The following is a 21,543-nucleotide window of genomic DNA, read 5'->3' on the forward strand; positions in this document are numbered from 1 at the left end:
AGGTGACGACCGATGACGAAAGGAAACGCTCGTCATAGGCGTCCCTCTTGAAAATTTGGCGATATTCCGCCGACCGAATTTTCAACACCGCAGGTAACGGCCGATGACGAAAGGAAATGCTCGTCATAGGCGTCCCCTTGAAAATTAAAAAAAACAGCCCCCGCTCCCGCATGCTTGATGCGGGCCCGGAGGCCATCCATTACGCCAGCTGCGCGTCGAGACGCGGCTTCACTTCCGCTTCGTAATAAGCGGCCAGCTGGGCTTTTTCATTATCGGTGAACTGGAACTCGCAGTCCCGGCCTTCATCCTGCGGCACGATTTGGACGATGTCGCCGCGCGCGGTGCAAATGATCAGCGCGGTGAGCTCCCCGATCCCGTCCGGCAGCGTGCCTTCCGCCAGGTCGAAGCGTACCTCGATGTCGATCCACTGCCCGTCCTCCCTGCGTTCGACGCGGGCTCTCAGCCGCTCAAATGTCAGCTCATTCACTTCCGGCGAGCCGTATGGAATCATCGCTTCGCCTCCCCCTCTTGCAGCAGCGCAGCGAGCGCGCGGTCCAGCACCGGGTACTCGAACGGAAAGCCGTGGCGCAGCGCCAACTCCGGAAAAACCCGCTGCCCTTGAAGCAGCAGCGTCGACATCTCTCCGAACAGCAGCTTCATGACAAACGCGGGAACCGGGAAAAGATAAGGCCGCTTCAGCAATTTGGCCAGCGTGCGGCCGAATTCGTCGTTCGTTACCGGCTGCGGCGCAGTGGCGTTCACCGGACCTTCGAGCTCCTCCTGCTTGATGCAAAAATGAATCAGCGAGCAAAGATCGCGGATATGAATCCACGACAGCACCTGCTTGCCGCTGCCGATTCTGCCGCCAAAGCCGAGCTTAAACGGCAGGCACATCTTCGGAAAAGCCCCTCCGTCATTGCCCAGCACGATGCCGAGCCGAAGCAGGACGACGCGCGTATCGGGGATTTGCTCCGCCGCCGCTTCCCATTTATCGACGACATCGGACAAAAAGTCGACCACCTGCAGATCGCTTTCTTCCGTAAAAGAGCTTGTCTCGGAATAACCGTATATGGAAATGCCCGACGCATTGATCAATACGGGCTTTCGCTCCATTTTGCCGATGATGTCGGCCACCCTGCTGACCGAATCCAGCCGGGAACGCAAAATCCGTTCCTTCGCTTCCTTCGTCCACCGCTGATTGATCGTCTCGCCGGCGAGATTGACGATCGCGTCGACGCCGCTCAGCGCCATTGTGCTTTTTTCCAGCTCCGACCAGGTGGCGTAACGGACGAGCGATTGCTCCGATTTCCGCTTGTTGCGGGAAATGACAACAACCGAATCTTTGCGCTCCACAAAGTACCGGATCAAGTGCTGGCCCACGAAGCCCGTGCCGCCCGCGATGGCCACTTTCATGCTGCATCCCTCATTTATTTTCAATATGGCACTTATTATATCTGAAAAGCGTCCTGCGAACAATTTGAAAACCGCATCGGCAGACGGCGCCGCACTCCCGTTCAGGCTTCCCCGCCCCGCCGGCCGGACGCCGCCGTTAACGCAGCAGCCCCTTCCATCCGCTTGCCGAACGCTTCGCGTACGCCCTTGTCGAAAAATTTAGTTTGGCTATATAATGATTGGTAAAGGGAGGGAACGGAGGATGGAAACAAGAGAATCATTAGAGCAGTTTACCGCTTATTTGCAATCCATCAATCGGCACCTCCGCTCCAAAGTGTTCGACCAGCGCAGCAATGCGATCACTCGGGTGCAGTGGCTGCTGCTCAAGCATCTGGTCCGCACCGGCTCGGCGACGATCGGCCAGCTGGCGGTGCATTTGGACGTCCGTCCGAGCACGATGTCGCAAATGATCGACCGGCTGGAGAAATCAGGCCTCGTCCGCAGAGGAAGCGACACCGGCGATGCCAGAGTCAAGCTCGTCACGTTAACGGAGCAGGGCCGGGACTTGATTCGCCGGACCGAGTCGCAATGGGTCGAGGCGCTGTCGGAACCGTTCGAACGCTTCAGCGAGGAGGAACGAGTTCAATTGTTGAATTATATGAGGAAGCTGTCCGAAGCGCTGCCGAAAAACAAATGATCGTTAACGCTTGTTCGGCTTTCCAATTCAAAGTAAGATGATATGAAATTAGGAGTTTTATCGGAGGGGTATGCTTGGCTTGGACCATCGACACACATTCGCTCCAGCTATTGGGCGAATTTGGGCAGGTGCAATGGTATCAGGGCATTGACAAATATACGGGCAAGCCTGCGCTGGTCAAAGCGATGAGCAGCCCGGTTCCGCTGCGCCGAGAGCTCGAAGCCGCCAGCGGATTGGACGGGGAGTTTGTGCTAAAGCCGCTGGAATGGACAACCGTAGGCGGACACCACGCTCTTGTCATGGAGCCTGCCAAAGGGGTCCCGCTGTTTCGCGCGATCGAGAACGGGCCGCTGGATGTCAGGACTTTTTTGGAATACTCGCTTTCCATGACGGAAGCCTTGCATTCGCTGCACTTGCGGAAACGGATTCACGGCGTTCTTTCGCCGCGCTCTTTTTTTGTCGATTTTAAGCGAAAAAAGGCGAAGCTGACCGATCTGTTCGCACTGGCTCCGCTTGCCGGAAGCGCCTCCGGGTCAGGGGCGCCAGAACTTCCGCCGGACAGAGAGCTGCTGCCCTATTTTGCGCCAGAGCGGCTCGGAAGAATGGATCGGCAAGCCGATGCAAGAAGCGACATTTATACATTGGGTGTTCTTTTCTACGAAATGCTGTGCGGGATGCTTCCGTTCGCCGGATCGGACGAGAACGAATGGGCTCATCAGCATTTGGCGGTGCAGCCGGCACCCCCTTGCGAACAATTCAGCCAAATTCCCGAAGCGGTTTCGGATATCGTGCTCAAATGTTTGGCGAAGCATCCGGAGGAGCGCTATCCGAGCGTCTTCGCCCTGCGCAAAGATTTGGAGCTTTGCCTGGACAGCCTGCTCGCGAACGGGCATATCGACGCGCTCCCTGCAGAGCGGCGGGTCAACGACCAGTTTCGCCTGTCCGATGCGATATACGGCAGGGAATACGAGCTGCAGCTGCTGCTTAACGCTTATCACCGGGCCTCGATGGGCAGCGGCGAAATCGTGTTTTTGCATGGCGTGTCCGGGGTGGGGAAAACCCGCCTGATTCAGGAATTTCAAAAGTCGTTTCAAAGCGGAAAAGGGCTGTTCGTCAGCGGAAAATTCGATCAGTACAAACGGGACGTTCCGTTTCAAGCGGTGCTGCAAATGATGAGCGAGCTGCTGTCATATTTGTTGACGCTGCCGGAGAATCGGCTGCGCCATTGGCAGCACGCATTCGCCGATGCGCTTGGCACGAGCGGCCAGGTGCTGATCGATCTGCTGCCCGAGCTTGCCCAGGTGCTCGGTCCGCAGCAGCAGCTCGGCAAGCTGCCGCCGGCCGAGAAGCAGCACCGCCTCACGCAGGCGATCCTGCAATTTTTGTCCGTGTTCGTCTCCAAAGAGCGGCCGCTCGTGCTGTTTATCGACGATCTGCAATGGGCCGACGCCGATTCACTGCAGCTGATCCACGATTTGACCGCGGAAGGTCTGCCCCGGTACGTTTTGCTGATCGGAGCGTACCGCGGCGGCGACCTGGATATCCCCGAATCGCACCCTCTCCGGCATACGATCGCGAGCATGGAGCAGACAGGAGCGGCGAACGTGCTTCATATCGCGCTGAAGCCGCTGGGCGAACGGCAGCTGGAGCAGCTGCTTGCCGATTCCCTGCTTCCTCTCCACCGCCCGGCGCTGGAGCTGGCCCGCCTCGTGATGGCGAAGACGAACGGCAACCCGTTCTTTACCCGTCAGTTTTTGCGCTCGCTGCACGAGCAGCAGTGGCTCCGCTTCGATTACGACGTCTGCGCATGGGTCTGGGACGCCGAACAGATTGAAGAGCTGCATATTACGGATAACGTCGTCGATTTCATGGTGGGCCAAATTCGGCGACTGGACAAGCCGCTGCAGCGCGTGCTGCAATATGCGGCCTGCATCGGACATTCGTTCGATGCGGGCACGCTTGCGCTGGTCGCGGATATCGAGCCGGAGGCGCTGACATCGCATTTGGCGCGCGCGGCTGCGAACGGGCTGATCATTCCCGCGGCGGCCAGCCGGTATACCGAGGGGCAGCAGGCGAACGCCGTATATAAATTTTTGCACGACCGCGTTCATCAAGCGGTCTACTCTCTGGTCACCGACCGGCAAAAGAAAGACATTCACCTGCGCATCGGGCGGCTGCTGCTTCGCCACTGCTCTGCCGAAATGCAGGCGGAGCGCATCTTCGAAATTGCCGGGCAGCTGAACGCAGGCGCCGAGCTGATGAAGGAGAGCGACGAGAAGCGGCTGCTGGCGGAGCTGAACCTTAAGGCCTGCCGCAAGGCGAAGGGCAATGCCGCCTACGAGACGGCGCTCGCCTTCGCCCGCCAAGGGCAGCGAATGCTCGGCGACAAGGCGTGGGCGCGTCACTACGAGCTGGCGATGGCGCTCCATCTGGAGCTGGCCGAGCATGAATATTTGTGCGGGCATTTCGAGGTGTCGAGACGAATATTTCAGATCGCGCTGACTCATGCCAAAACCCGCCTCGACCAGGCGGATGCGTACAACCTGATGATGGTGCTATACACGAACATGGGCGAGCATGCCAAAGCGCTGCAGACGGGGCTCGAAGGGCTTCGCCTGTTCCGCCTCGCTCTCCCCTCGCCAGTTGGCAAAGGCCATATTTTGTGGGAAGTGCTGAAGACGAAGCTGCATCTTGTAGGGAGAAAGCCGGAAGATCTGCTCGACCTCCCCGTCATCACCGATCCGGAGCATAAAGCGCTGACGCGGCTAATGGTCAACCTGATCGCGCCGGCCTATTACCTGGATTCCGAGCTGTACATCTATCTGATGCTCAAAATGGTGAATTATTCGCTCGTCAACGGGCATTCCGAGGGCTCTCCCCTCGCCTACGCGACCTATGGCGTCATTCTCAGCTCCGTCCTTGGCCAGATGAAGGCAGGGCGGGAATTCGGCAAGCTCAGCCTGGAGCTGTGCGAATTCATCGGCGATCCGCAGACCAAGTCGAAAGTATACTTCTCCTATGGCAGCTTTACGAGCAATATGGGAGAGCATATCACCTCGGCGATCGATTACCAGAAGCGGGCTTACCAGCTCGGCATCGATGCCGGCGACTATGTGTACGCAGGGTACTCGATCACGTTCAGTCTGTTTTTGCAGCTGTTCCGCGGCGACCATCTGAACGAGGTGCTGGCAGAAGCGGAAGGCTGCCGCGGTTTCCTGCACAAGGCGCAGGATCGCGACGCGATTCAGATTTTTACGGTGATCGTCCGGTTCATCGGATATATGAAGGAAGCCGGGTGCCCGGATTTGCCGGGGACCGGGCCGGATCAGGCGTTCATGACGGCGAAGGAGATCGACGCGCTGCGAGGCATGAGCAATAAAGCGACGGTGCATACGTACTACGCGCTGCAGGCGCAAGCGTCGTACATAATGGGAGATTACCTGCAGGCGAAGGCGATTTGCGACGAAGCGGAAGCGCAGCTGAAATCCATCTTCGGACTCATACACGTGCAGCTGCATCACTTTCACAGCGCGCTCGTCATGGCGGCGCTGTACGATCAAGCGACTGCTGCGGAGCAGCGCGCCTACAGGCGCAGGATGAAAGCAGCGGTCCGCTTCCTGTCGCGATGGTCCCGGCAGTCGCCGGACAATATGCTGCACCTGAAGCTGCTGGCGGAAGCCGAATGGCTGCGCGTGAGCGGCAGACAGGCGCAGGCGGCGGAAGCGTACGACCTGGCTATCCGCTCCGCAGGCAAGCACGGCTTCGTGCAGCACGAGGCGATGGCGCATGAATGCGCCGCCCGATACTATCGGGGCAGCGGTCGGCTTCACATCGCCAAGGCTTACTTGTCGGAAGCCCGCAGACTCTATCTGCAGTGGGGAGCGATGCGCAAAGTTTCGCAGCTGGACGCGCGGTATCCCGACCTGGCCAGCCTCGCGCCGGCCGCAGAGGCCGCCATCGACGTCACCACGATGGTGAAGGCGAGCAAAGCGATCGCCGATGAGGAAGGCTTTCACAAGCTGCTGGAAAGCATCATGGCGATCGTACTGGAGAATGCCGGCGCGGAGAAAGGCCTGCTGCTGGCGATGCGCGACGACCGGCTCTATGTGGAGGCGGCCAAGCATTCGTCGCAGGCGCTGCCGGCTCTCCAATCGGCCCCGGCGGAGGATTGCGGAGAAGCGGCGCTGACCGTCGTCCAGTACGCTGTGCGCACCGGGGAAGTCGTGCTGCTGAACGATGCGTCGCAGGCGAAGATGTTTGCCAAGGACCCTTATATCCGCAGCCGGCATCCGAAGTCGGTGCTCTGTCTGCCGATCGTCCGGCTCGGCAAAGTAACGGGCGCGCTTTATTTGGAAAACAACCTGGCGCCCCGCGTGTTCCGGGAGGAACGGCTGAACACCTTGAAGCTGCTTGCCTCCGAGCTCGCCGTGCTGATCGAGAATGCGCATCTGTACGCCAACCTGGAATCCAAAAACGTCAAGCTGCAGCTCCTGGAGGAAAGAGAAAAAAATATGAAGCTGCAATTGGAAGAAAAAGAGCGGTGGACGCAGTCAGCCGAGGCGACGATGCTCAATATCCGCAAGGCGCAGCATGAGCTGATCAACAATGTGCAGACTGTGCACGCGCTGCTGATGATGAACAAGACCGATATGGCCAAAGAGTATATTTCGGTGTGGTGCAAGGAGATCGTCCAGCAATCGGTCGCCGGCTCGGTCAAATTTCCCGTGCTCGGGGTCGTGCTGAACAATTTGTCCCTGTCTTGCATCTCGGAGAAAATCGATCTTCAGGTGAACGGCGATCTCGACTGCTCGTTTGAGGAGCTCAGCCTGCCGATCAGCTACTTCTCCAGCATCGTCCACAATTTGCTGAAAAATGCGATCGAAGCCGTGCCGCCGGAGGATGCGCTGCGAACGGTGCGGCTCGCGATCGAGGAATGGGACGACCATTACCGGCTCACCGTGTTCAACAGCGGCTCCTTCATTCCCTTGGAGCGGCGCAGGCGCATCTTCGAGAAAGGCTTCTCGACGAAGCCGGAATCGAGCAACTCCGGGCTCGGCCTGCATATCGTGCACAATTACTTGCAGCATTACGGCGGCGCGATCGAATGCGCCTCGGAGGAAGGAACGGGCACGGAGTTTATCGTCTCCATTCCAAAGAAAAAACGCCCCGTGCCACTAACAGCGGGTCCGTCACGCAAGCCGTGAAGGACCCGCTGTCGCCTTTGGGGCGCTTTAAGCTTGGGCCTCCGCCGATAAGGAGAAGCTTTTCTCGATAAAGCGGAGGGCATCCGGCAAATGCTCCGTCCAGTAGTCGGCGTTATGCTCGCCCGGAAACTCCTCGTACTCGTGGGCGTAGCCGATTCGCTCCAGATGGGCCTTGTACATGACGTTAACCGGATACAGATAGTCCGATGTGCCGCAGTTGAAATAGATTCTCGGCGCCGCCTGCTCCTGAAGCCGCGCTTCGGACAGCGTGAACGGATCGTATTGCCGCGCATAGGGGCCGCGGATCGGCCCGAACATGCGGCATACCTCGGAACGGAGGAAGGACTCCGTTACACTCTCCGGAGAGAACAATGCCCCCGACAGGCTGGCGGCTGTGCCGAACATGGCGGGGTTGCGCAGCGCAAGCATGACCGCGCCGTAGCCGCCCATGGACAGGCCGCACAGCGCCCGCTGGTCCGGTCCGGCCAGCGTGCGGAACTGCGCCTCGACCGCCGGCACCAGATCGTACAGAAAATAATCCTCGAATCGGCCCGTACCGTCATACCAGTTCATGTAGAACGTGCCGTGGCCGTAGCCTCCGTCGCTCGGGAACACGACGATGCTTTCGCGTAAGCCGCCTTCCTTCATCATGCGGTCCAACGTCTGTTCCGCCGCGCATTTTTGCAGCCAGTACGCTTCACTGCCGTACAGACCGTGCAGCAGGTAGATGACGGGATACCGCTTGTCGCCGGATTCGTCGTAGCTTGCCGGCAAGTAGACGTTGCATGTATGGCGCGAATACAGGGCGCCGGAGAAGAAAGGTAGCTGCTTCACACTCATCGGGTTTGTACCTCCCTTGCGTATATACTCAATCGAGAACTGCTGTGATATGTTCCACGGTAATCGCCCAGTGCGAGGCGTTCCAGACCGTTTCCTTATCCTTAATATACAAAATTTGCGGCGAGGCATGCTTCACGCCCGTATCCTCGGCAATCTGATTGGAAGCCGGCCGCGACTCGATCACCTTCACCAACCAGTAATCCGCGGCGGGATTCGGCTGCTTGCTCAAATAGTCTTCAAATTCGTTCAGCGCGTTGGTGCTCACAGGGCAAGCCGTGCTGTGCTTGAGCAGTACGACCGGCCGTTCGCTCGTCCCCTCGAATATTTGCTTCCATTGCTCAACTTCGGTAATTTCTTTCCATTGAATCATCTTGCTTCCTGGCCCCTCTTCAGATTACTTTTGATCATAGTATCGGTGCTCCGCCACGATTTCGCTGCCGAGCCTAAGCAGCCCGAAGGAATACCGCAGCTCGCGCCGTTTGTCGGTAGGCGATCCCGGATTGAACAGCAGGACGCCTTCGCGCCGCTCCAGATAGGGCGTATGCGAATGCCCGAAGATGACCGCGTCGACCGATTCGCCGCGGAATGCTTCGAAGGCTGTATCGGGCGCCGCCCGCCAGCCGTCGCCGTGCACGAGGCCGATGCGCCGACCGGCCAGCTCCAGCACCTTGCGGCGTCCGAACCGTTCGACAATCTCCGGGCCGTCATTGTTGCCCGCCACGCTCTCGACTGGCGCCAGCGCTTCCAGCAGCCCGACCACTTCCGGGTTCGTCCAATCGCCTGCATGCACGATCAGCTCCACCCCGCGCAGCCCGTCGGTCAACGCTTTGGGAAGCTGCCGGCTTCTGGAGTACATATGCGTATCGGATACGACGCCGATGAGCATGACAACCTCCCCCTTTCGCCCTCGCAAATGATTCCTTCATTTTACCATAGACGCGGCCAAAAAGAAAAACACCCGCAAGGGGTGTCCATTCTCGGCTTACGACGTCTTCTTCTCCTCCGGAGGCAGCAGGACGATTCGCCCGTCCTCCAGCTGCACTCTGACCTTGTTGGAGTCTTTGATGCCGACGGACTGCAGCATGTCGGACGGAATTTGCAGGCGTCCCGCCCTGTCGATCACCGCATATTCCACATGCGATTCCTCCTCCGCCGCAGCCGTTCCTTCCTCGAGCTCGCGCAGCTCGTCGGCGTACGATTTGCGCCGGATCATCTCCGAGGACGTCTTGCCGTCGCGAATGGCGACGACCCGGTCGACCTTTTTGGCCAGCAGCGGGTCATGCGTCACGATGACGACCGTAAGCCCCATGCTCCGGTTGAGCTCGCGGAACAGATTGAGAATCTGGTTCGCCATCTTCGTATCAACCGAGCCGGTCGGCTCGTCGGCCAGCAGCATCTTGGGCTGATTCGCCAGCGCAATGGCGATCGCCACCCGTTGCTGCTCGCCGCCGGACAGCTGGTGCAGCCTGTTTTTTCTGCGGTGGCTCAGGCCGACCGCCTCCAGCAGTTCCAGCGCGCGCTCCCGCTTGCGCCGGCCCTTGAGCAAGATCGGCAGCTCCACGTTCTCCTGCGCCGTCAAGTAAGGAATCAGGTTGCGGGCATTGTTCTGCCAGACGAATCCGACCGTTTCCCGCTTGTATTTGACCAGATCGGCTTCGGTGAATTTCAGCAGATCCTTTCCGTCCACGGTCAGCTGGCCGGCGGAAGGGCGATCCAAGCCGCCAAGCATATTGAGCAGCGTCGATTTGCCGCTGCCGCTGTTGCCGATGATCGCCATCAACTCGCCTGCCTCGACGTGCAGGTCAAGCCCCTGCAGAGCGACGACCTCGAGATCGGCGACCTTGTATATTTTGACCAGATTGTCACAATGGATCATATGCGCAAGCATCCTCCTAATCTTCGCCGAGCTTGACGGCTTGGTGAATTTTGATGCGCGACAGCATCGCGGCGAGAATCGTCAGGCCAATGCCGAGCATGATGACGACGAGAATGAACAAATGCTGCTGATCCCGCGGATCGAAGGTGACCTGGAACGGCGGCACCTGGCCGGCCGATTGCAGCGACAGCTGGAACATCGGCACGAACAGCCGGCTCGTCGCAACGCCGAGCAGCAGCCCGATGACGACAGCCGCTCCGCTCGTGAGCAGCTGCTCGCCGACCAGCATCGAGAGCAGCTGGCGGAAGGAGATGCCCATCGCGCGCAAAATGCCGAGCTGCAGCACGCGCCTCGACAAGGTCAGCACCCAATAGAGCAGGAAGCCGCAAAAGCTGATCATAATGGAGATCAGGAAGCCCAGCGTCATCGCGCCGTTGATCGCCAGCTGGAACGGATCGTTTTTCACCCGGATCAGCTCCTGGCGGGCGTCCTTCAGGCTGGTAACGGGAATGCCGCGCTCCTCCATCGCTTCATACAGTGTCTGGCTCGAGGCGTCCGGCTTCAGCTTCAGCCACACATGATACGGCTCGAGCGCCAGATTGTTCTGAATATAGGACAGATGCCCAACGATCAGCATCGGGTAATTGGCTTTCGGGCTTGCGTTGCCGCTTGGCGCCGCGGACGACGCTGACGCGCCCAGGCGCGGATTCGGATTCCAGGAAGGCCAGTAATCGACGATGCCGTAAACGTTGAACATCGCATCCTCCACGCCGGACCAGCCGGCATACAGATGGTCGCCCGGCTTAAGACCGTACTGATCTGCCAGCGATCGCGAGATCAGCACCGCCGACGGGTCGCCGGCCATCAGATTCAAATAATCGTAGAAATGGTGCTCGAGCAGACCGTCGCGCATCCACGCCGTCATGCCGAAGTCGTCCGTATCGATGCCCATCAGCGTGGCCGTGCCGCGTTCCTTGCCAGCTGTGAAGGCCGCCTCCTGCTTCACGAACACCTTCGCCGCGTGCTCGACGCCCGGAAGCTGCGCGATCGGCAGGAACGGCGGCTCGGAAAACTGCACCCGCTTGGGCGCGACAGGCGGCTGATCGGCGGCATTGTCGGCCGCTTCCTCCTCCTCCCCGTTCTCCATCCCTTCCATGCCGGGCGGCGGCGCATCGTTCTCCCATTTGATCTGCATCGCAATGTCCGCCCCGCTGGTGTACAAAATCTTTTCGCTGGCGTTCTGATTGATCGTACGGGCCGCGCTGGCACTGAACATTCCCGTCGCCAGGGTGACGCTCAAAAACACCATGATCGCCTGGTACTGCACGGTCGAGCGGCCAACCTGCAGCAGCGTCGAATACAGCGAAGGCGGCCACAGACGGCGGCCGAGCCAATAGATGAGCCGGATCAGCAGCGGATACAGGCGCAGGATCGCAAACGCGCAGCCGAGAATAAACAAGGCCGGCACGAGGAACAGCAGCGGATCGATCTGCACGTCTGCCGCCTCGAGCCCGAGCGACTGCAGGTCGTTCATCCGGCCGCGGAACGTTTGCAGACCGTACAGCGAGACCCCGACGAGCGCCATATCCAAATAATATTTATGCCACAATGAGCGGCTGAGCTGTCTGGCCATTTGCTGCTTGTGCCCGACGATGGTCGCGCGGGTGGCAGCGAGCACCGGCAATAGGGTCATTACAACCGATGCCGACACCGCGAGCAGGCCGTAACGGTACGCTTCCCGGCTGAGCTCCACCTTGAGCGCGGCGCGCTGCACGAATTCGAGAAAGCCGTTGGAGGCGCCGAGCAGCTTCGTCAGCAGCATGCCGAGCAGCGGCCCGATCGCCAGCGCCGCCGCGCCAAGCAGCACTCCTTCGGCCAAATAGCTCAGCACGATCTGTATCCGGCTCGCCCCGCGGCTGCGCAGCACGGCGATCTCCGTCTTCTGCCGCTCCACGATCAGATTGGACACCATGAACAAATAATAGGCCAGCATGATCATCACCGGGACGTTCAGCGACCAAAGCATCAGCTTGAGCCTGGCTTCCTTCACATAATAGCCGCCGAGCGTCTGCAGCGCGTTCGCCTTCAGGTTGGCTGTGCCGAACTTTGCCAGCAGCTCATTCTCCGTCTGCTGATACGCCGAGACGAATCGCGGAATCGCATCCAGCGTGAACGCGCTGTAGTCGATAGCCGTGTACCAGATGCTGGAGCGGACCGGAAGCGTTCTTTCCTCCATGAACGTTTGCTCGAACAGGTCGAATGGGAGCAGGAAGCTGCTGCGGTAATTGGACAGATGGTTGTACCAATACACATCGTCGTATTCCTTGCGGTCGATGACGCCGACGATTTTGAATTTCAGCGTGGCGGTCGCGTCGCCGGCGATCACGAACTCGTTGCCGACGACCGTCTTCAGATTCGTCAGCGCGTCCGAGACGACAAGCACCTCGTATACGCCGTTCACTGGCTCCGGCTTCGGCCATTGTCCGTCGATCAATACCGCATGCTGCTCCAGATCGCTCATGCCGACGACATCGACCATCCGGTTTACGGTCGCATCCACCCTGGACGGATCGGCCGGCGCCAGCTTGTAGCGGTCGGTCGCCCTCTCGATCATATAGGTCTTGATCGGCAGGCCGATGCGGCGGTGCGTCTCCTCCGTCATATATCGGTCGGCCTCCCGGAACCGGGTTGCCACCTCCTCCGGCGCCAGCTCACCCGTCGTAAAGACGGAGGTCCAGAACACGCCCGGGTATTGTCCGCTCGTCTCCTGAAGCTGCTCCAAATCCTTGATCAGCATCCGGTGCAATATGGCGTCCGTATAGATCGGCATGCTGCTCGTCAGCCCGACCGAAATGACGAGCCCGAGCAGCAGACTGAGCTCCAGCCATTTGTTTTTCGCCATTTTGCGCAACATCATGACCACTAACGCCACAAAGCGTCACCTCAATTGTTCAAAATCACCTTTTGCCCTTCCTTCAGCCCCTTGCGGATCTCGACCTCTGTCGCCGAGACGACGCCTTTCTCCACATCGATTTCCTTGCGGCTCTCGCCTTCCATCACCTGCACGTAATCCCGTCCCATATAAGAGCGCAGGCCGACCCGCGGAATGATCAGCACATTATCGCGCTTTTCCGTGACGATGGTGATGTCCGCCGATTCGCCAATCGCCGCGTCCGCAGGAAGACCGGCCACATCGATGACGATGGACTTGGCGTTTTTTTCCTGGATCGCCTTGACGTCGGACTGCGGAGCCGTCGCCGGAATTTGCACGACCTTGCCGGCATACGTCGCGTTCTTGTAACGGACCTCGGCGGCCATCCCGATCTGAATGCCGGTCAAATCGGCCAAATTCGCAAATTCGTACGTCAGCTTCATTTGCTTCGGATCGGAGATGGTGACGAGCTGCTTGTATGCCTGAACGGAGTCGCCCTCCTTGATCGGCTCGATGTAGGTGACAATGCCGTCCACGCCGGAGACGAGCTTCGTCTTCTCCAGCTGCCGGCGCAGGTGCTCAAGCTCCAGCTTCTCCTTCTCGACGTCCAGCGCCTTCAGCCGGATCTCTCTGGCGTCGCCCAGCATCCCTTCCTTCGCCTTCTCCAGCATGATCTCGGCCTTCTCCACCTCGATCTGCTGCTGGCGAATCTTGTTCTCCAGGTCGCCGGTATCCAGCTGGGCGATGACGTCGCCTTTCTTGACCTCGCTGCCAAGCGTCACATTCATGCTCGATAACCGGCCGCCCGATTCGGTGAAAAACAAATACTCCATCTTATCGGATGCGAGCGTGCCGACGCCCGTCACCTGCTTCACGATCGAGCCTCTCCTTACCTCATACAGCTCGAAATTTTCCTTGGCCGGCTTGACCAGCGGCGGCTTCAGCGCCTCCTCCTCCCTGGGCAGCAGGCTGCAGCCCGCAAGCGACGCCGATAGCGCCAGAGCGCACACTGACTTCGTCATGGCGCGCAAGGCGCGACTACCCTTCCTCCACAATGTGCCCATCCTCCAATGCGTAGACTTGATCGACGATTTCCATAATCGCCGGGTCGTGCGTCGTCAGGACGATCGTCATGCCTTCCTTTTGCACGAGATCCTTGAACACCTTCATGACCTGCAGCCCCATCTTGCTGTCCAATTCCGCCGTCGGCTCGTCCGCCAGGAGCAGCGACGGCCGATGGGAGATCGCTCTGGCGATCGCGACACGCTGCTGCTCGCCGCCGGACATTTCGTACGGACGGTGCTTCATGCGCGCCTTCAGACCGACAAACTCGAGCGCCTGCTCGGCATATGCCTTCCGCCTCGCAGCGGGAACGCCGGCGATGCGCAGGCCGAATTCGACATTCTCGTAAGCGGACATATACGGCACCAGCGCGAACGACTGAAAGATCAGACCGAGCTCGGTTCTTCTCAACTCGTTGCGCTGCCGGTCGCTCCAGCGGGTGATATCGTTGCCTTTAAAATAAATCGCGCCGTCCGTCGGCCGATCCAGCGCCCCCAACATATTGAGCAGCGTCGTCTTACCGGAGCCCGACCTTCCCTTGAGCGCCACCAGCCGTCCCGGGGAGATGCGCAGATTCGCCCCGCGCAGCGCATGCACGGCGGCGCTGCCTTTGCCAAATGTGCGGACGACGCCGACCGCCTCGATGATCGGCGTTTCGTCCGGCGTCACCCTTTGCGGAATTCCGGATACATCGACTTGCATGCGAGACCTCCTTGTCTGTAAGCGCCACACCCTTCCGCGAGGTCTCAGCCCTGCGGGCAGATCCGGCTGCGGACGAATGTAAGCGTTGTCTATTTTGAAAATTTGGCGGTATACGCCGATAAATTTTCAACCCCGCAGGTGACGACCGATGATGAAAGGAATCGCTCGTCATAGGCGTCTACATCCAATGTAAGCTTTTTCAAGACGCAAAAAAAGACACCGATTTGTTCGCAATCAGTGTCTATTTGTTAGCTCAAGCGAGCCGGCGCGCGGCATTTAAGCCCGGCTCTGCCGCCGGAGCCGCCACTCGCTTCAGGGCTGAGCTGGTCAGTCCGCGCTCATCTCGACGAATTCCTTCGGCGTGCAGCCGACATGGCGCTTGAACGCCTTGGCAAATGCGCGGGCATCGATAAAGCCGACCGCTTCGGCGATTTCGTACACCTTGTGCGAGCCGTCGCGAAGCATCCGCTTGGCCGCCTCCATCCGGATGCGGGTGAGCGCCTCGGTTAAAGATTCCCCCGTCTCCCGGCTGAACAGATCGCTCAGATAGCTGCGGCTGAGCCTGACGTGGTCGGCGATATCGGACGTGCTCACCGGCATATGGTAGCTTCGATGCATGAAATCAAGCGCCTTACGGATGAACGGGTTGCGGATGTCCGCCGCCGCGGGGGCCCCGAGCTGAATCGCGATCAGCCGGTGGGCGGCGGCACTCAACCACTCGAACAGCCGGCTTAGCTCAAGATGGCGCGCGGCCGCTTCGGCCTGACCGTATTCCTGCTCGAAATCGTCCAGCCGGTACGAGCTGTCCCGCTGCCGCGTCCAGACCGCCTGCAGCTCCAGCAATTCGCGGGCAAAGGACCAGACCAGCTCGGGCTCCGGCCGCGCTTCCTCCAGCCTGCGCCGCATCCGGCCGAGCCAATGGTCCGCCGCCTCGCGGTTGCATCCCGACAAGGCGCGCAGCAGGTTGTGCCGCTCCTCCCTGAGCAGCGCGGACAAATCCGGCGGCGCGGCGCGGCGGCTTGCGGCCTGGGGCGCCGCGCGCTCGGCCGGGCTGCCGTAGAAACGGGCGCGGCGCTCATGCTCGTGCCGGTCGGCCGCTTCCAGCAGAGCAGGCCAATCGGCGATCGGACCGAGCGCGCTGATGAACCAGCGCTCCTCGCCCGCTTCCGCCAGCGACCGCATCCTGCTGCTTACCCGTTCGGCGCCCGGCTCGCCGCCTGGCTGCTGCTCGAACAGCAGCAGCCAGCACCGCTGGCTGCAGGGCACGGCCGCCGCCGCGTCCGGCCAAATCCGCTCGGCCGGATGGAAGCGCAGGTCCGAGGCCCACCACAGCATCACGCTGGCGTAAACCGCATGGCCGGGCGCGCCGAACAGCTCCTTAAGCAAAGCGGAATCGGCCGTTCGCTCGTCCAGCGCGCGCCGGATGTCCAGGCCGAGGCGCGTCTGGCGCGCCGATTCCCACTGCTGCTCGCGGCGCTTGCGCTCTTCCGCTTCCCGGCGCCTTGCCGTTAGCGCCTCCTTCGCCTCGAGCAGCATTTGCGCCAGCGCGTCCGGCTCCATCGTCGGCTTCAGCATATAATCGTGGACGCCCAGCTTCATCGCTTCCTTTACATAGTGGAAATCGTCCATGCAGCTGAGCACGACGACGGCGGCGTCGCAGCCCTCCCTGTGCATGCGCCGCACCAGCTCCAGGCCGTCCGTTCTCGGCATAAGGATGTCGGCCACGACCAGATCGATGCCGCCGCGGCGTACCGCCTCCCATGCTTCTTCGCCGTCTCCGGCCTCGCCTGCCCAGCGCAAGCCGTGCGCCTCCCAATCGATCATCGTGCGCAGCACCTCGCGGACGATCGGCTCGTCGTCGACAATCAGCACATTCATCCCGCATCCGCTCCTTCGTTTCGATGCGCCGGCAGCGTCAGGCGCACGATCGTTCCTTCGCCGGGCTTGCCGACAGTATGCATATGATAGGCGTCGCCGTAATACAGCCTGATCTTTTCCCTGATATGCGACAGGCCGATGCCGCTCATCCGCTCGCGGCCGCCGCCCCGGGAGCCGCCAGCGGAAGCGGACACCGCCTCCTTGCCGCCCCCGCGTTCGGGCTCGCTCATTCCGACGCCGTTATCCTGCACCTCGCAGATGAGCAGCTCCCGCTCCGGCTCCAGTCGGACGCGCACCGAGATGCGCCCTTCCTTCTTCGCCGGCTCGATGCCGTGAATGATCGCGTTCTCGACCAGCGGCTGCAGCAGCATGCATGGAATGAGGCATTGCTCCGCCCCGCGCTGGGCCGCGCACTCCAGGCGAATATGATCGCCGTATCGAAACCGCTGAATTTCCATGTAATCCGAGATAAGCGCGAGCTCTTCTTTCACCGTGATAAAATCGCCCTTTTTGCCGAGGCTTGCCTGCAGCAGGCGCACCAGCGCCGTTACCGCCTCGGCGATTTGCGGGGTGCGGTGCATTTTGGCCACCCATTTGATCGTATTCAGCGTATTATATAGAAAATGAGGATTCAATTGGTATTTGAGCGCTTCCATTTCCGCTTCCTTCTTTAACGCTTCCTCCCGCTTCACCTGCCGGATCAGCTCCTCCAGACGGTTCAGCATCTGGTTGTAGCTGTCTCCCAGCCCGCCGAGCGGACCTCCCTTATGCAGCCAATACGCCTTCCAGTCGCCGCGCTCGGCCCGTTTCATCAGCCTCTGGAGCATCGTGAGCGGCTGCAGCCAATAACGCCGATACAATAAACCGCTTACACCAAGCCAAGCGGCGATGACCGCTGACGCGAGCGCCAGCGTGCGCGGCAGCAGCTCCTGCCCGAAGCGGGACGTCTCGGCAGGCACCTCGACTCGCGAATACCAGGACAGCCACGGAATGTCCAGCCGGCGCTGGGAGATGAGCCAGCCGTGCTCCGCGCGGACGAACTCGCCGGCTTCCTCGGCCAGCGAAAAGGATGGGGCCGCTTCCTGCTCCTGCTGCCGGAAGACGACGCTGCCGTTCTGGTCGAAGACGCGATGGCGCTTGACGTACACCTTCTCTGCGGCGGACGGCTTCCACAGCCGGCTGCCGTCGAACGAGAAAATGACCGTTCCGGTCACGACGCCGGAGCGCAGATCTACAATAGGCTGCGCGGCAATCCATACGGGCTGTCCGGCCGGTTCCTCCACGGGATACAGCAGCCGCTCGCCGCGCGCGGGAACCGGCACCTCCCGCGAAGCCAGGGGCCTTACGTCTGCACGTTCGACGGGCGGGGAGCAAATGCGCCCTCCCTCCAGCCGCTCCAGGCAAAGCTCGCTATCGCCCGGAAGCTTCGCGAGGGTGCGCTGGATCAGCGCGTCCAGCTCCGCCCGCAAGCTGCGCTCCTCCTGCGGCTCCCGGACGGATGGCCCCGACGCGAACCGCTGCGCGGCGGGCTCGGCGGCCAGCGCCTGGACGGCGCTGTCGATGGCGGCGACCGTCTGGCTCATGCGCAGGGCCGCCTGCTCGTGGAAGAGGCGCAGCTCCCTCTCCCCCTGCTCGCGGGCGAATCCGGCCGCCCCTGCATAGATGTACGCAGCGATGCCGGTTAATGCAAGCAAAAAAGCGGAGCCTAAATAAACAAACAGGCGAAGCATCCGGATACCGTCTCCTTCGCACCGGCCGAATCGGCCAGCCGATCATGTTAAAACGAACAAACCCGCGAAGCCACCGGGTGTCAAGCGGCGGCTCGCGGGTTTGTCCATTCGCTTCCGGGCGGCATGCCGTCCCGGGCAAAAATATTATTGGGGCGTGCCGGCGATGTCCACCGATTGCTCGGAAATTTCATGCATAAAGCGGGACATGCAGTTGCATAAAAAATCTTTGCGGCAGATCGGGCACGGTTCTTGCTGCAATCTGCTGATGTGGGTGGGAGTAATGGCCCCATCCGCTTCCTTCTGATAAAACAGGCGGCATACGGTCCGATCCTTAAGCTCCGCGACTATCTCGAACAATCCGTTCTTCGGATTGTGGCTGACGATCTTCGCGTTTGCTACTTGCGGTTGATAAGCCATATTCCTGCACCTCTTTGTCGAGAATAGGGTTGCTTGTACAGAGAATGATATCGTTTTTTACTTACGCCCGTCAAGCAGGTTTCCGATTCCGCCCAAAATGCTGCCTTCCTCCTTGCGGCCTCCCGCGCCCGCCGCCGCAATAACCCGCTCGGCCATCCGGCTGAACGGCAGCGACTGCAGCCATACTTTCCCAGGCCCTCGCAGCGTGGCGAAAAACAGCCCCTCTCCCCCGAACAAAGCCGTTTTGATGCCTTTGACAAATTCGATGTTATAATCAACATCCCGCGTCATGGCGACGAGGCAGCCTGTATCGACGCGGATCATTTGTCCCGGCTGCAGCACCTTCTCGCAGATCGTCCCGCCGGCGTGCACGAAGGCCAGGCCGTCGCCTTCGAGTTTTTGCATGATGAAGCCTTCCCCGCCGAAAAATCCCGTTCCCAGCTTTCGCTGGAACTCGATGCCGATCGAAACTCCTTTGGCCGCGCAAAGGAACGAATGCTTTTGACAGACGACCTTGCCGCCGAGCTCGGACAAATCCATCGGCACAATTTTGCCCGGATAAGGGGAAGCGAAGCCAACCGACTGCTTGCCCCGGCCACTGTTCATAAATACGGTCATAAACAGGCTTTCGCCGGTTAAAAGCCGCTTGCCCGCTCCCAGCAGCTTGCCCATCACGCCTTTGTTCTCGCCGCTGCCGTCCCCGAAGATCGTCTCCATGCTAATGCCCTCGTCCATCATCATCATGCTTCCCGCTTCGGCAACGACGCTCTCGCCGGGATCCAGCTCGATCTCGACATATTGCATTTCGCTGCCGCTGATCCGGTAATCTATTTCATGCGCATTCATTCGGAAATTCCCCTCCTGCATCCACTATACCATAACCTGGCATGCGATATAGCCGTTTTCTTCGCCGATTTTGAATATTTTTGCAGGAAGGCGGGAGCTGGCGCCGTTTGCCGAAAAAGATTGCCCTCGAACCGGTTACTGGACGCCGCGATTTCTCGCGTTCTTCCGCTTGATGCGCGCTTCGTATCGCTCCGGCGCCGATTCGTGCAGCCGCTTCTCCTCGTCCGTCTCCGGAATGACCGGCGGTACGGGCGTCGGCTTCCCATCTTCGTCGAGCGCAACGAAAGTAAGAAACGATGTGGCCGTCGTCTTTCGTTCGCCGGTCAACAAATTTTCCGATTCGACGCGCACAAATACCTCCATCGAGCTGCGGTGCGTCCAGGTGACGAAAGCTTCCAGCATGATCGCCTCGCCGACCTTGACCGGCGCCAGGAAATCGAGGCTGTCGCTGGAGGCGGTGACGACGCCGCGGCGGGAATGGCGCATGCTGGCGATCGTCGCGATCTTGTCGATATAGCGCATCACGACGCCTCCGAACATCGTGCCGTGATAATTCGTATCGGACGGGAAAATAATATCGGTCATCATGCTGCGCGACTGGCTCACCGGTTTGGCTTCCAAATAAATCCGCTCCCTTATCAACTTACTATTCGTTAGGTTATTCCATTAAAAAAGCTTACATTTGATGGTGAAATTATGATAAAATATCGTAAAGAGGTGATTAGTAGCATGACGGAACAATGTCATCGAATGTGTCCCAAATTCGAAGCCGCTTTCGAGATTCTGGGCAAGCGCTGGACGGGTCTGATCATACGCGCGCTGTTGCAAGGACCGCGGCGGTTTAAAGATATTTCCGAGATGATTCCCGGCATGAGCGACCGGATGCTCGCCGAACGATTCAAGGAGCTGGAAGCGCTGGGACTGATCGATCGCCGCGTTTACCCGGAGACGCCAGTCCGCATCGAATACGAGCTGACGGAGAAGGGAAAAGCGCTTCAACCCGTCATGGACGCCGTGCAGCAGTGGGGCGATACATGGGTGTAACCGCCCGGGAACAGCAAGCCGTTCCCGGGCGCGGCTTTTGGCGAAACCCGCATCAGTCCCGCCGCTCCCTGCAGTCTCCAGCCGTCACGCTGCGGACGCGCATTGGTTACCGCGTATTCGCGTCTCTCGGGAACACCCTTTGAACGAGCGTATTGAATTCATTGTAATAGGCGCTGAGATCTCCCCGCTCCTGTGCTTCCTTCTCATAGAATCGGACGCGCTGGACGAAGTTCGGATTGGCGCTGACGTAGATCGTTTCTATATTGCCAGGCAGCGTGCGGGCCGCTTCGCTTCGGACCCGGTCGGCGTCGCTGTTGCGGAAGTCGCCCTGCTCCGTCCAGTCGAACCTGCCCGCATCGCCTGCTCCGAACAAACCGACTCCCCCGCTCTGCTTCACCTGATACTGCATCATTTCCGCTCTCGCCTCCTGTTCCGGACGATGTCCTTCCGGCACGACAGCGATATAAGCGTTCGCTTCGGACACGAGTACATACGCCGCCTCAATGCCCGGCAGCCGCGACAGCCGCTCTGCCGTCTGCGGATGAAAGCCGAACGATTGCGAATCATGCTCGTTGGTCATATCGAGCGTCTGACGCCCGGCGTAAGGCTGCGATTCGTGCTTGCCCGGCATTGCTGCCCAATGCGGCTTGACGCCGAGAGATGGATCTTCGTTATTGCGCGAATCCCGGTCGAACAGCGCATGCGTGCGGGCATCCTCCATGCCGCCGCCAGGCCGGCTGGGCTCCGGCTTATTGCCTCCGCATGCCGCGGTCAGCAGCAGCCAGCCAGCGGCCGCGGCGCACAGTCCGATGCGAAAAGGCTTGAACAGCTTCATCCTAAGGTACCTCCCGTCATTGACGAATGTTCCCGTTTAGGATGAATCATCCTGCCGCAAAACATGCACAAATGACCGGCCAAGCCCT

18 protein-coding genes are annotated in these 21,543 nt (G+C 60.0%); 3 read left to right on the plus strand and 15 right to left on the minus strand.

Annotated features, from left to right (window positions below; genetic code table 11):
• Nucleotides 1-199: 199 nt before the first annotated feature.
• Nucleotides 200-511 carry a hypothetical protein gene (locus tag F591_RS0108085; RefSeq protein ID WP_019534088.1) on the minus strand — a complete coding sequence of 104 codons (312 nt, stop codon included), beginning with the start codon at nucleotides 509-511 and terminating at the stop codon, nucleotides 200-202.
• On the minus strand, nucleotides 508-1,413 hold the full coding sequence (locus F591_RS0108090) for a TIGR01777 family oxidoreductase (protein ID WP_019534089.1): 906 nt from the start codon (nucleotides 1,411-1,413) through the stop codon (nucleotides 508-510). The genes F591_RS0108085 and F591_RS0108090 overlap by 4 nt, the downstream gene beginning before the upstream one ends.
• 241 nt (nucleotides 1,414-1,654) lie before the next feature.
• Here F591_RS0108090 and F591_RS0108095 point away from each other — a divergent pair, with 241 nt between their 5' ends.
• Both F591_RS0108095 and F591_RS0108100 read left to right on the plus strand, forming a co-directional pair.
• Nucleotides 1,655-2,089, plus strand: a complete 435-nt coding sequence (locus tag F591_RS0108095; protein WP_019534090.1) for a MarR family winged helix-turn-helix transcriptional regulator — start codon at nucleotides 1,655-1,657, stop codon at nucleotides 2,087-2,089.
• Nucleotides 2,090-2,163: 74 nt separating this feature from the next.
• Complete coding sequence (locus F591_RS0108100) at nucleotides 2,164-7,293, plus strand: AAA family ATPase (RefSeq protein WP_019534091.1); 5,130 nt, start codon at nucleotides 2,164-2,166, stop codon at nucleotides 7,291-7,293.
• A 27-nt stretch (nucleotides 7,294-7,320) separates the two neighbouring features.
• Here F591_RS0108100 and F591_RS0108105 read toward each other — a convergent pair whose 3' ends face one another.
• The 12 genes from F591_RS0108105 to F591_RS0108160 all read right to left on the minus strand — a co-directional run bounded on the left by F591_RS0108105 (nucleotide 7,321) and on the right by F591_RS0108160 (nucleotide 20,197).
• On the minus strand, nucleotides 7,321-8,133 hold the full coding sequence (locus F591_RS0108105) for an alpha/beta hydrolase (protein ID WP_019534092.1): 813 nt from the start codon (nucleotides 8,131-8,133) through the stop codon (nucleotides 7,321-7,323).
• Nucleotides 8,134-8,161: 28 nt separating this feature from the next.
• A complete protein-coding gene (gene ytxJ / locus F591_RS0108110) occupies nucleotides 8,162-8,503 on the minus strand; it encodes a bacillithiol system redox-active protein YtxJ (protein ID WP_019534093.1) in 342 nt (113 codons plus the stop codon).
• Nucleotides 8,504-8,527: 24 nt separating this feature from the next.
• Complete coding sequence (locus F591_RS0108115; RefSeq protein ID WP_019534094.1) at nucleotides 8,528-9,019, minus strand: metallophosphoesterase family protein; 492 nt, start codon at nucleotides 9,017-9,019, stop codon at nucleotides 8,528-8,530.
• Nucleotides 9,020-9,115: 96 nt separating this feature from the next.
• The gene (locus F591_RS0108120) at nucleotides 9,116-10,009 is read right to left on the minus strand and encodes an ATP-binding cassette domain-containing protein (protein WP_019534095.1); all 894 of its coding nucleotides are present in this window, start codon (nucleotides 10,007-10,009) and stop codon (nucleotides 9,116-9,118) included.
• A gap of 16 nt (nucleotides 10,010-10,025) precedes the next feature.
• Nucleotides 10,026-12,926, minus strand: a complete 2,901-nt coding sequence (locus F591_RS0108125; RefSeq protein WP_019534096.1) for an ABC transporter permease — start codon at nucleotides 12,924-12,926, stop codon at nucleotides 10,026-10,028.
• Between the two features lie 26 nt (nucleotides 12,927-12,952).
• On the minus strand, nucleotides 12,953-13,996 hold the full coding sequence (locus F591_RS0108130) for an efflux RND transporter periplasmic adaptor subunit (protein WP_245581000.1): 1,044 nt from the start codon (nucleotides 13,994-13,996) through the stop codon (nucleotides 12,953-12,955).
• Nucleotides 13,980-14,705 carry an ABC transporter ATP-binding protein gene (locus F591_RS0108135; RefSeq protein WP_019534098.1) on the minus strand — a complete coding sequence of 242 codons (726 nt, stop codon included), beginning with the start codon at nucleotides 14,703-14,705 and terminating at the stop codon, nucleotides 13,980-13,982. The genes F591_RS0108130 and F591_RS0108135 overlap by 17 nt, the downstream gene beginning before the upstream one ends.
• A gap of 327 nt (nucleotides 14,706-15,032) precedes the next feature.
• Nucleotides 15,033-16,583 (minus strand): response regulator, encoded by a 1,551-nt coding sequence (locus tag F591_RS0108140; protein ID WP_019534099.1) that lies wholly within the window; start codon nucleotides 16,581-16,583, stop codon nucleotides 15,033-15,035.
• A complete protein-coding gene (locus F591_RS29490; RefSeq protein ID WP_019534100.1) occupies nucleotides 16,580-18,313 on the minus strand; it encodes a sensor histidine kinase in 1,734 nt (577 codons plus the stop codon). Before F591_RS29490 ends, F591_RS0108140 begins: the two co-directional genes overlap by 4 nt.
• Before the next feature lie 144 nt (nucleotides 18,314-18,457).
• Nucleotides 18,458-18,730 (minus strand): hypothetical protein, encoded by a 273-nt coding sequence (locus F591_RS0108150; RefSeq protein ID WP_019534101.1) that lies wholly within the window; start codon nucleotides 18,728-18,730, stop codon nucleotides 18,458-18,460.
• Nucleotides 18,731-18,787: 57 nt separating this feature from the next.
• Nucleotides 18,788-19,576 carry a TIGR00266 family protein gene (locus tag F591_RS0108155; protein ID WP_019534102.1) on the minus strand — a complete coding sequence of 263 codons (789 nt, stop codon included), beginning with the start codon at nucleotides 19,574-19,576 and terminating at the stop codon, nucleotides 18,788-18,790.
• Between the two features lie 135 nt (nucleotides 19,577-19,711).
• Nucleotides 19,712-20,197: an acyl-CoA thioesterase gene (locus F591_RS0108160; RefSeq protein WP_019534103.1), complete on the minus strand. Its 486-nt coding sequence runs from the start codon at nucleotides 20,195-20,197 to the stop codon at nucleotides 19,712-19,714.
• A gap of 108 nt (nucleotides 20,198-20,305) precedes the next feature.
• Between F591_RS0108160 and F591_RS0108165 the strand changes: the two genes are divergently transcribed.
• Nucleotides 20,306-20,620, plus strand: a complete 315-nt coding sequence (locus tag F591_RS0108165; RefSeq protein WP_026326458.1) for a winged helix-turn-helix transcriptional regulator — start codon at nucleotides 20,306-20,308, stop codon at nucleotides 20,618-20,620.
• 106 nt (nucleotides 20,621-20,726) lie between these two features.
• Here F591_RS0108165 and F591_RS0108170 read toward each other — a convergent pair whose 3' ends face one another.
• A complete protein-coding gene (locus tag F591_RS0108170; RefSeq protein ID WP_019534105.1) occupies nucleotides 20,727-21,455 on the minus strand; it encodes a YhcN/YlaJ family sporulation lipoprotein in 729 nt (242 codons plus the stop codon).
• Nucleotides 21,456-21,543: the final 88 nt, after the last annotated feature.

This window comes from Paenibacillus ginsengihumi DSM 21568 (genome assembly GCF_000380965.1).
GTDB classification, from domain to species: domain Bacteria; phylum Bacillota; class Bacilli; order Paenibacillales; family NBRC-103111; genus Paenibacillus_G; species Paenibacillus_G ginsengihumi.

Coding starts and splice junctions, on each gene's coding strand:
- F591_RS0108140 (WP_019534099.1), bottom strand. CDS start 16,583: ATGAATGTGCTGATTGTCGACGACGAGCCGATCGTCCGCGAGGTGCTG.
- F591_RS0108155 (WP_019534102.1), bottom strand. CDS start 19,576: ATGAATGCGCATGAAATAGATTACCGGATCAGCGGCAGCGAAATGCAA.
- F591_RS0108085 (WP_019534088.1), bottom strand. CDS start 511: ATGATTCCATACGGCTCGCCGGAAGTGAATGAGCTGACATTTGAGCGG.
- F591_RS0108150 (WP_019534101.1), bottom strand. CDS start 18,730: ATGGCTTATCAACCGCAAGTAGCAAACGCGAAGATCGTCAGCCACAAT.
- F591_RS0108135 (WP_019534098.1), bottom strand. CDS start 14,705: ATGCAAGTCGATGTATCCGGAATTCCGCAAAGGGTGACGCCGGACGAA.
- F591_RS29490 (WP_019534100.1), bottom strand. CDS start 18,313: ATGCTTCGCCTGTTTGTTTATTTAGGCTCCGCTTTTTTGCTTGCATTA.
- F591_RS0108105 (WP_019534092.1), bottom strand. CDS start 8,133: ATGAGTGTGAAGCAGCTACCTTTCTTCTCCGGCGCCCTGTATTCGCGC.
- F591_RS0108120 (WP_019534095.1), bottom strand. CDS start 10,009: ATGATCCATTGTGACAATCTGGTCAAAATATACAAGGTCGCCGATCTC.
- F591_RS0108095 (WP_019534090.1), top strand. CDS start 1,655: ATGGAAACAAGAGAATCATTAGAGCAGTTTACCGCTTATTTGCAATCC.
- F591_RS0108170 (WP_019534105.1), bottom strand. CDS start 21,455: ATGAAGCTGTTCAAGCCTTTTCGCATCGGACTGTGCGCCGCGGCCGCT.
- F591_RS0108090 (WP_019534089.1), bottom strand. CDS start 1,413: ATGAAAGTGGCCATCGCGGGCGGCACGGGCTTCGTGGGCCAGCACTTG.
- F591_RS0108165 (WP_026326458.1), top strand. CDS start 20,306: ATGACGGAACAATGTCATCGAATGTGTCCCAAATTCGAAGCCGCTTTC.
- F591_RS0108115 (WP_019534094.1), bottom strand. CDS start 9,019: ATGCTCATCGGCGTCGTATCCGATACGCATATGTACTCCAGAAGCCGG.
- ytxJ (WP_019534093.1), bottom strand. CDS start 8,503: ATGATTCAATGGAAAGAAATTACCGAAGTTGAGCAATGGAAGCAAATA.
- F591_RS0108125 (WP_019534096.1), bottom strand. CDS start 12,926: ATGATGTTGCGCAAAATGGCGAAAAACAAATGGCTGGAGCTCAGTCTG.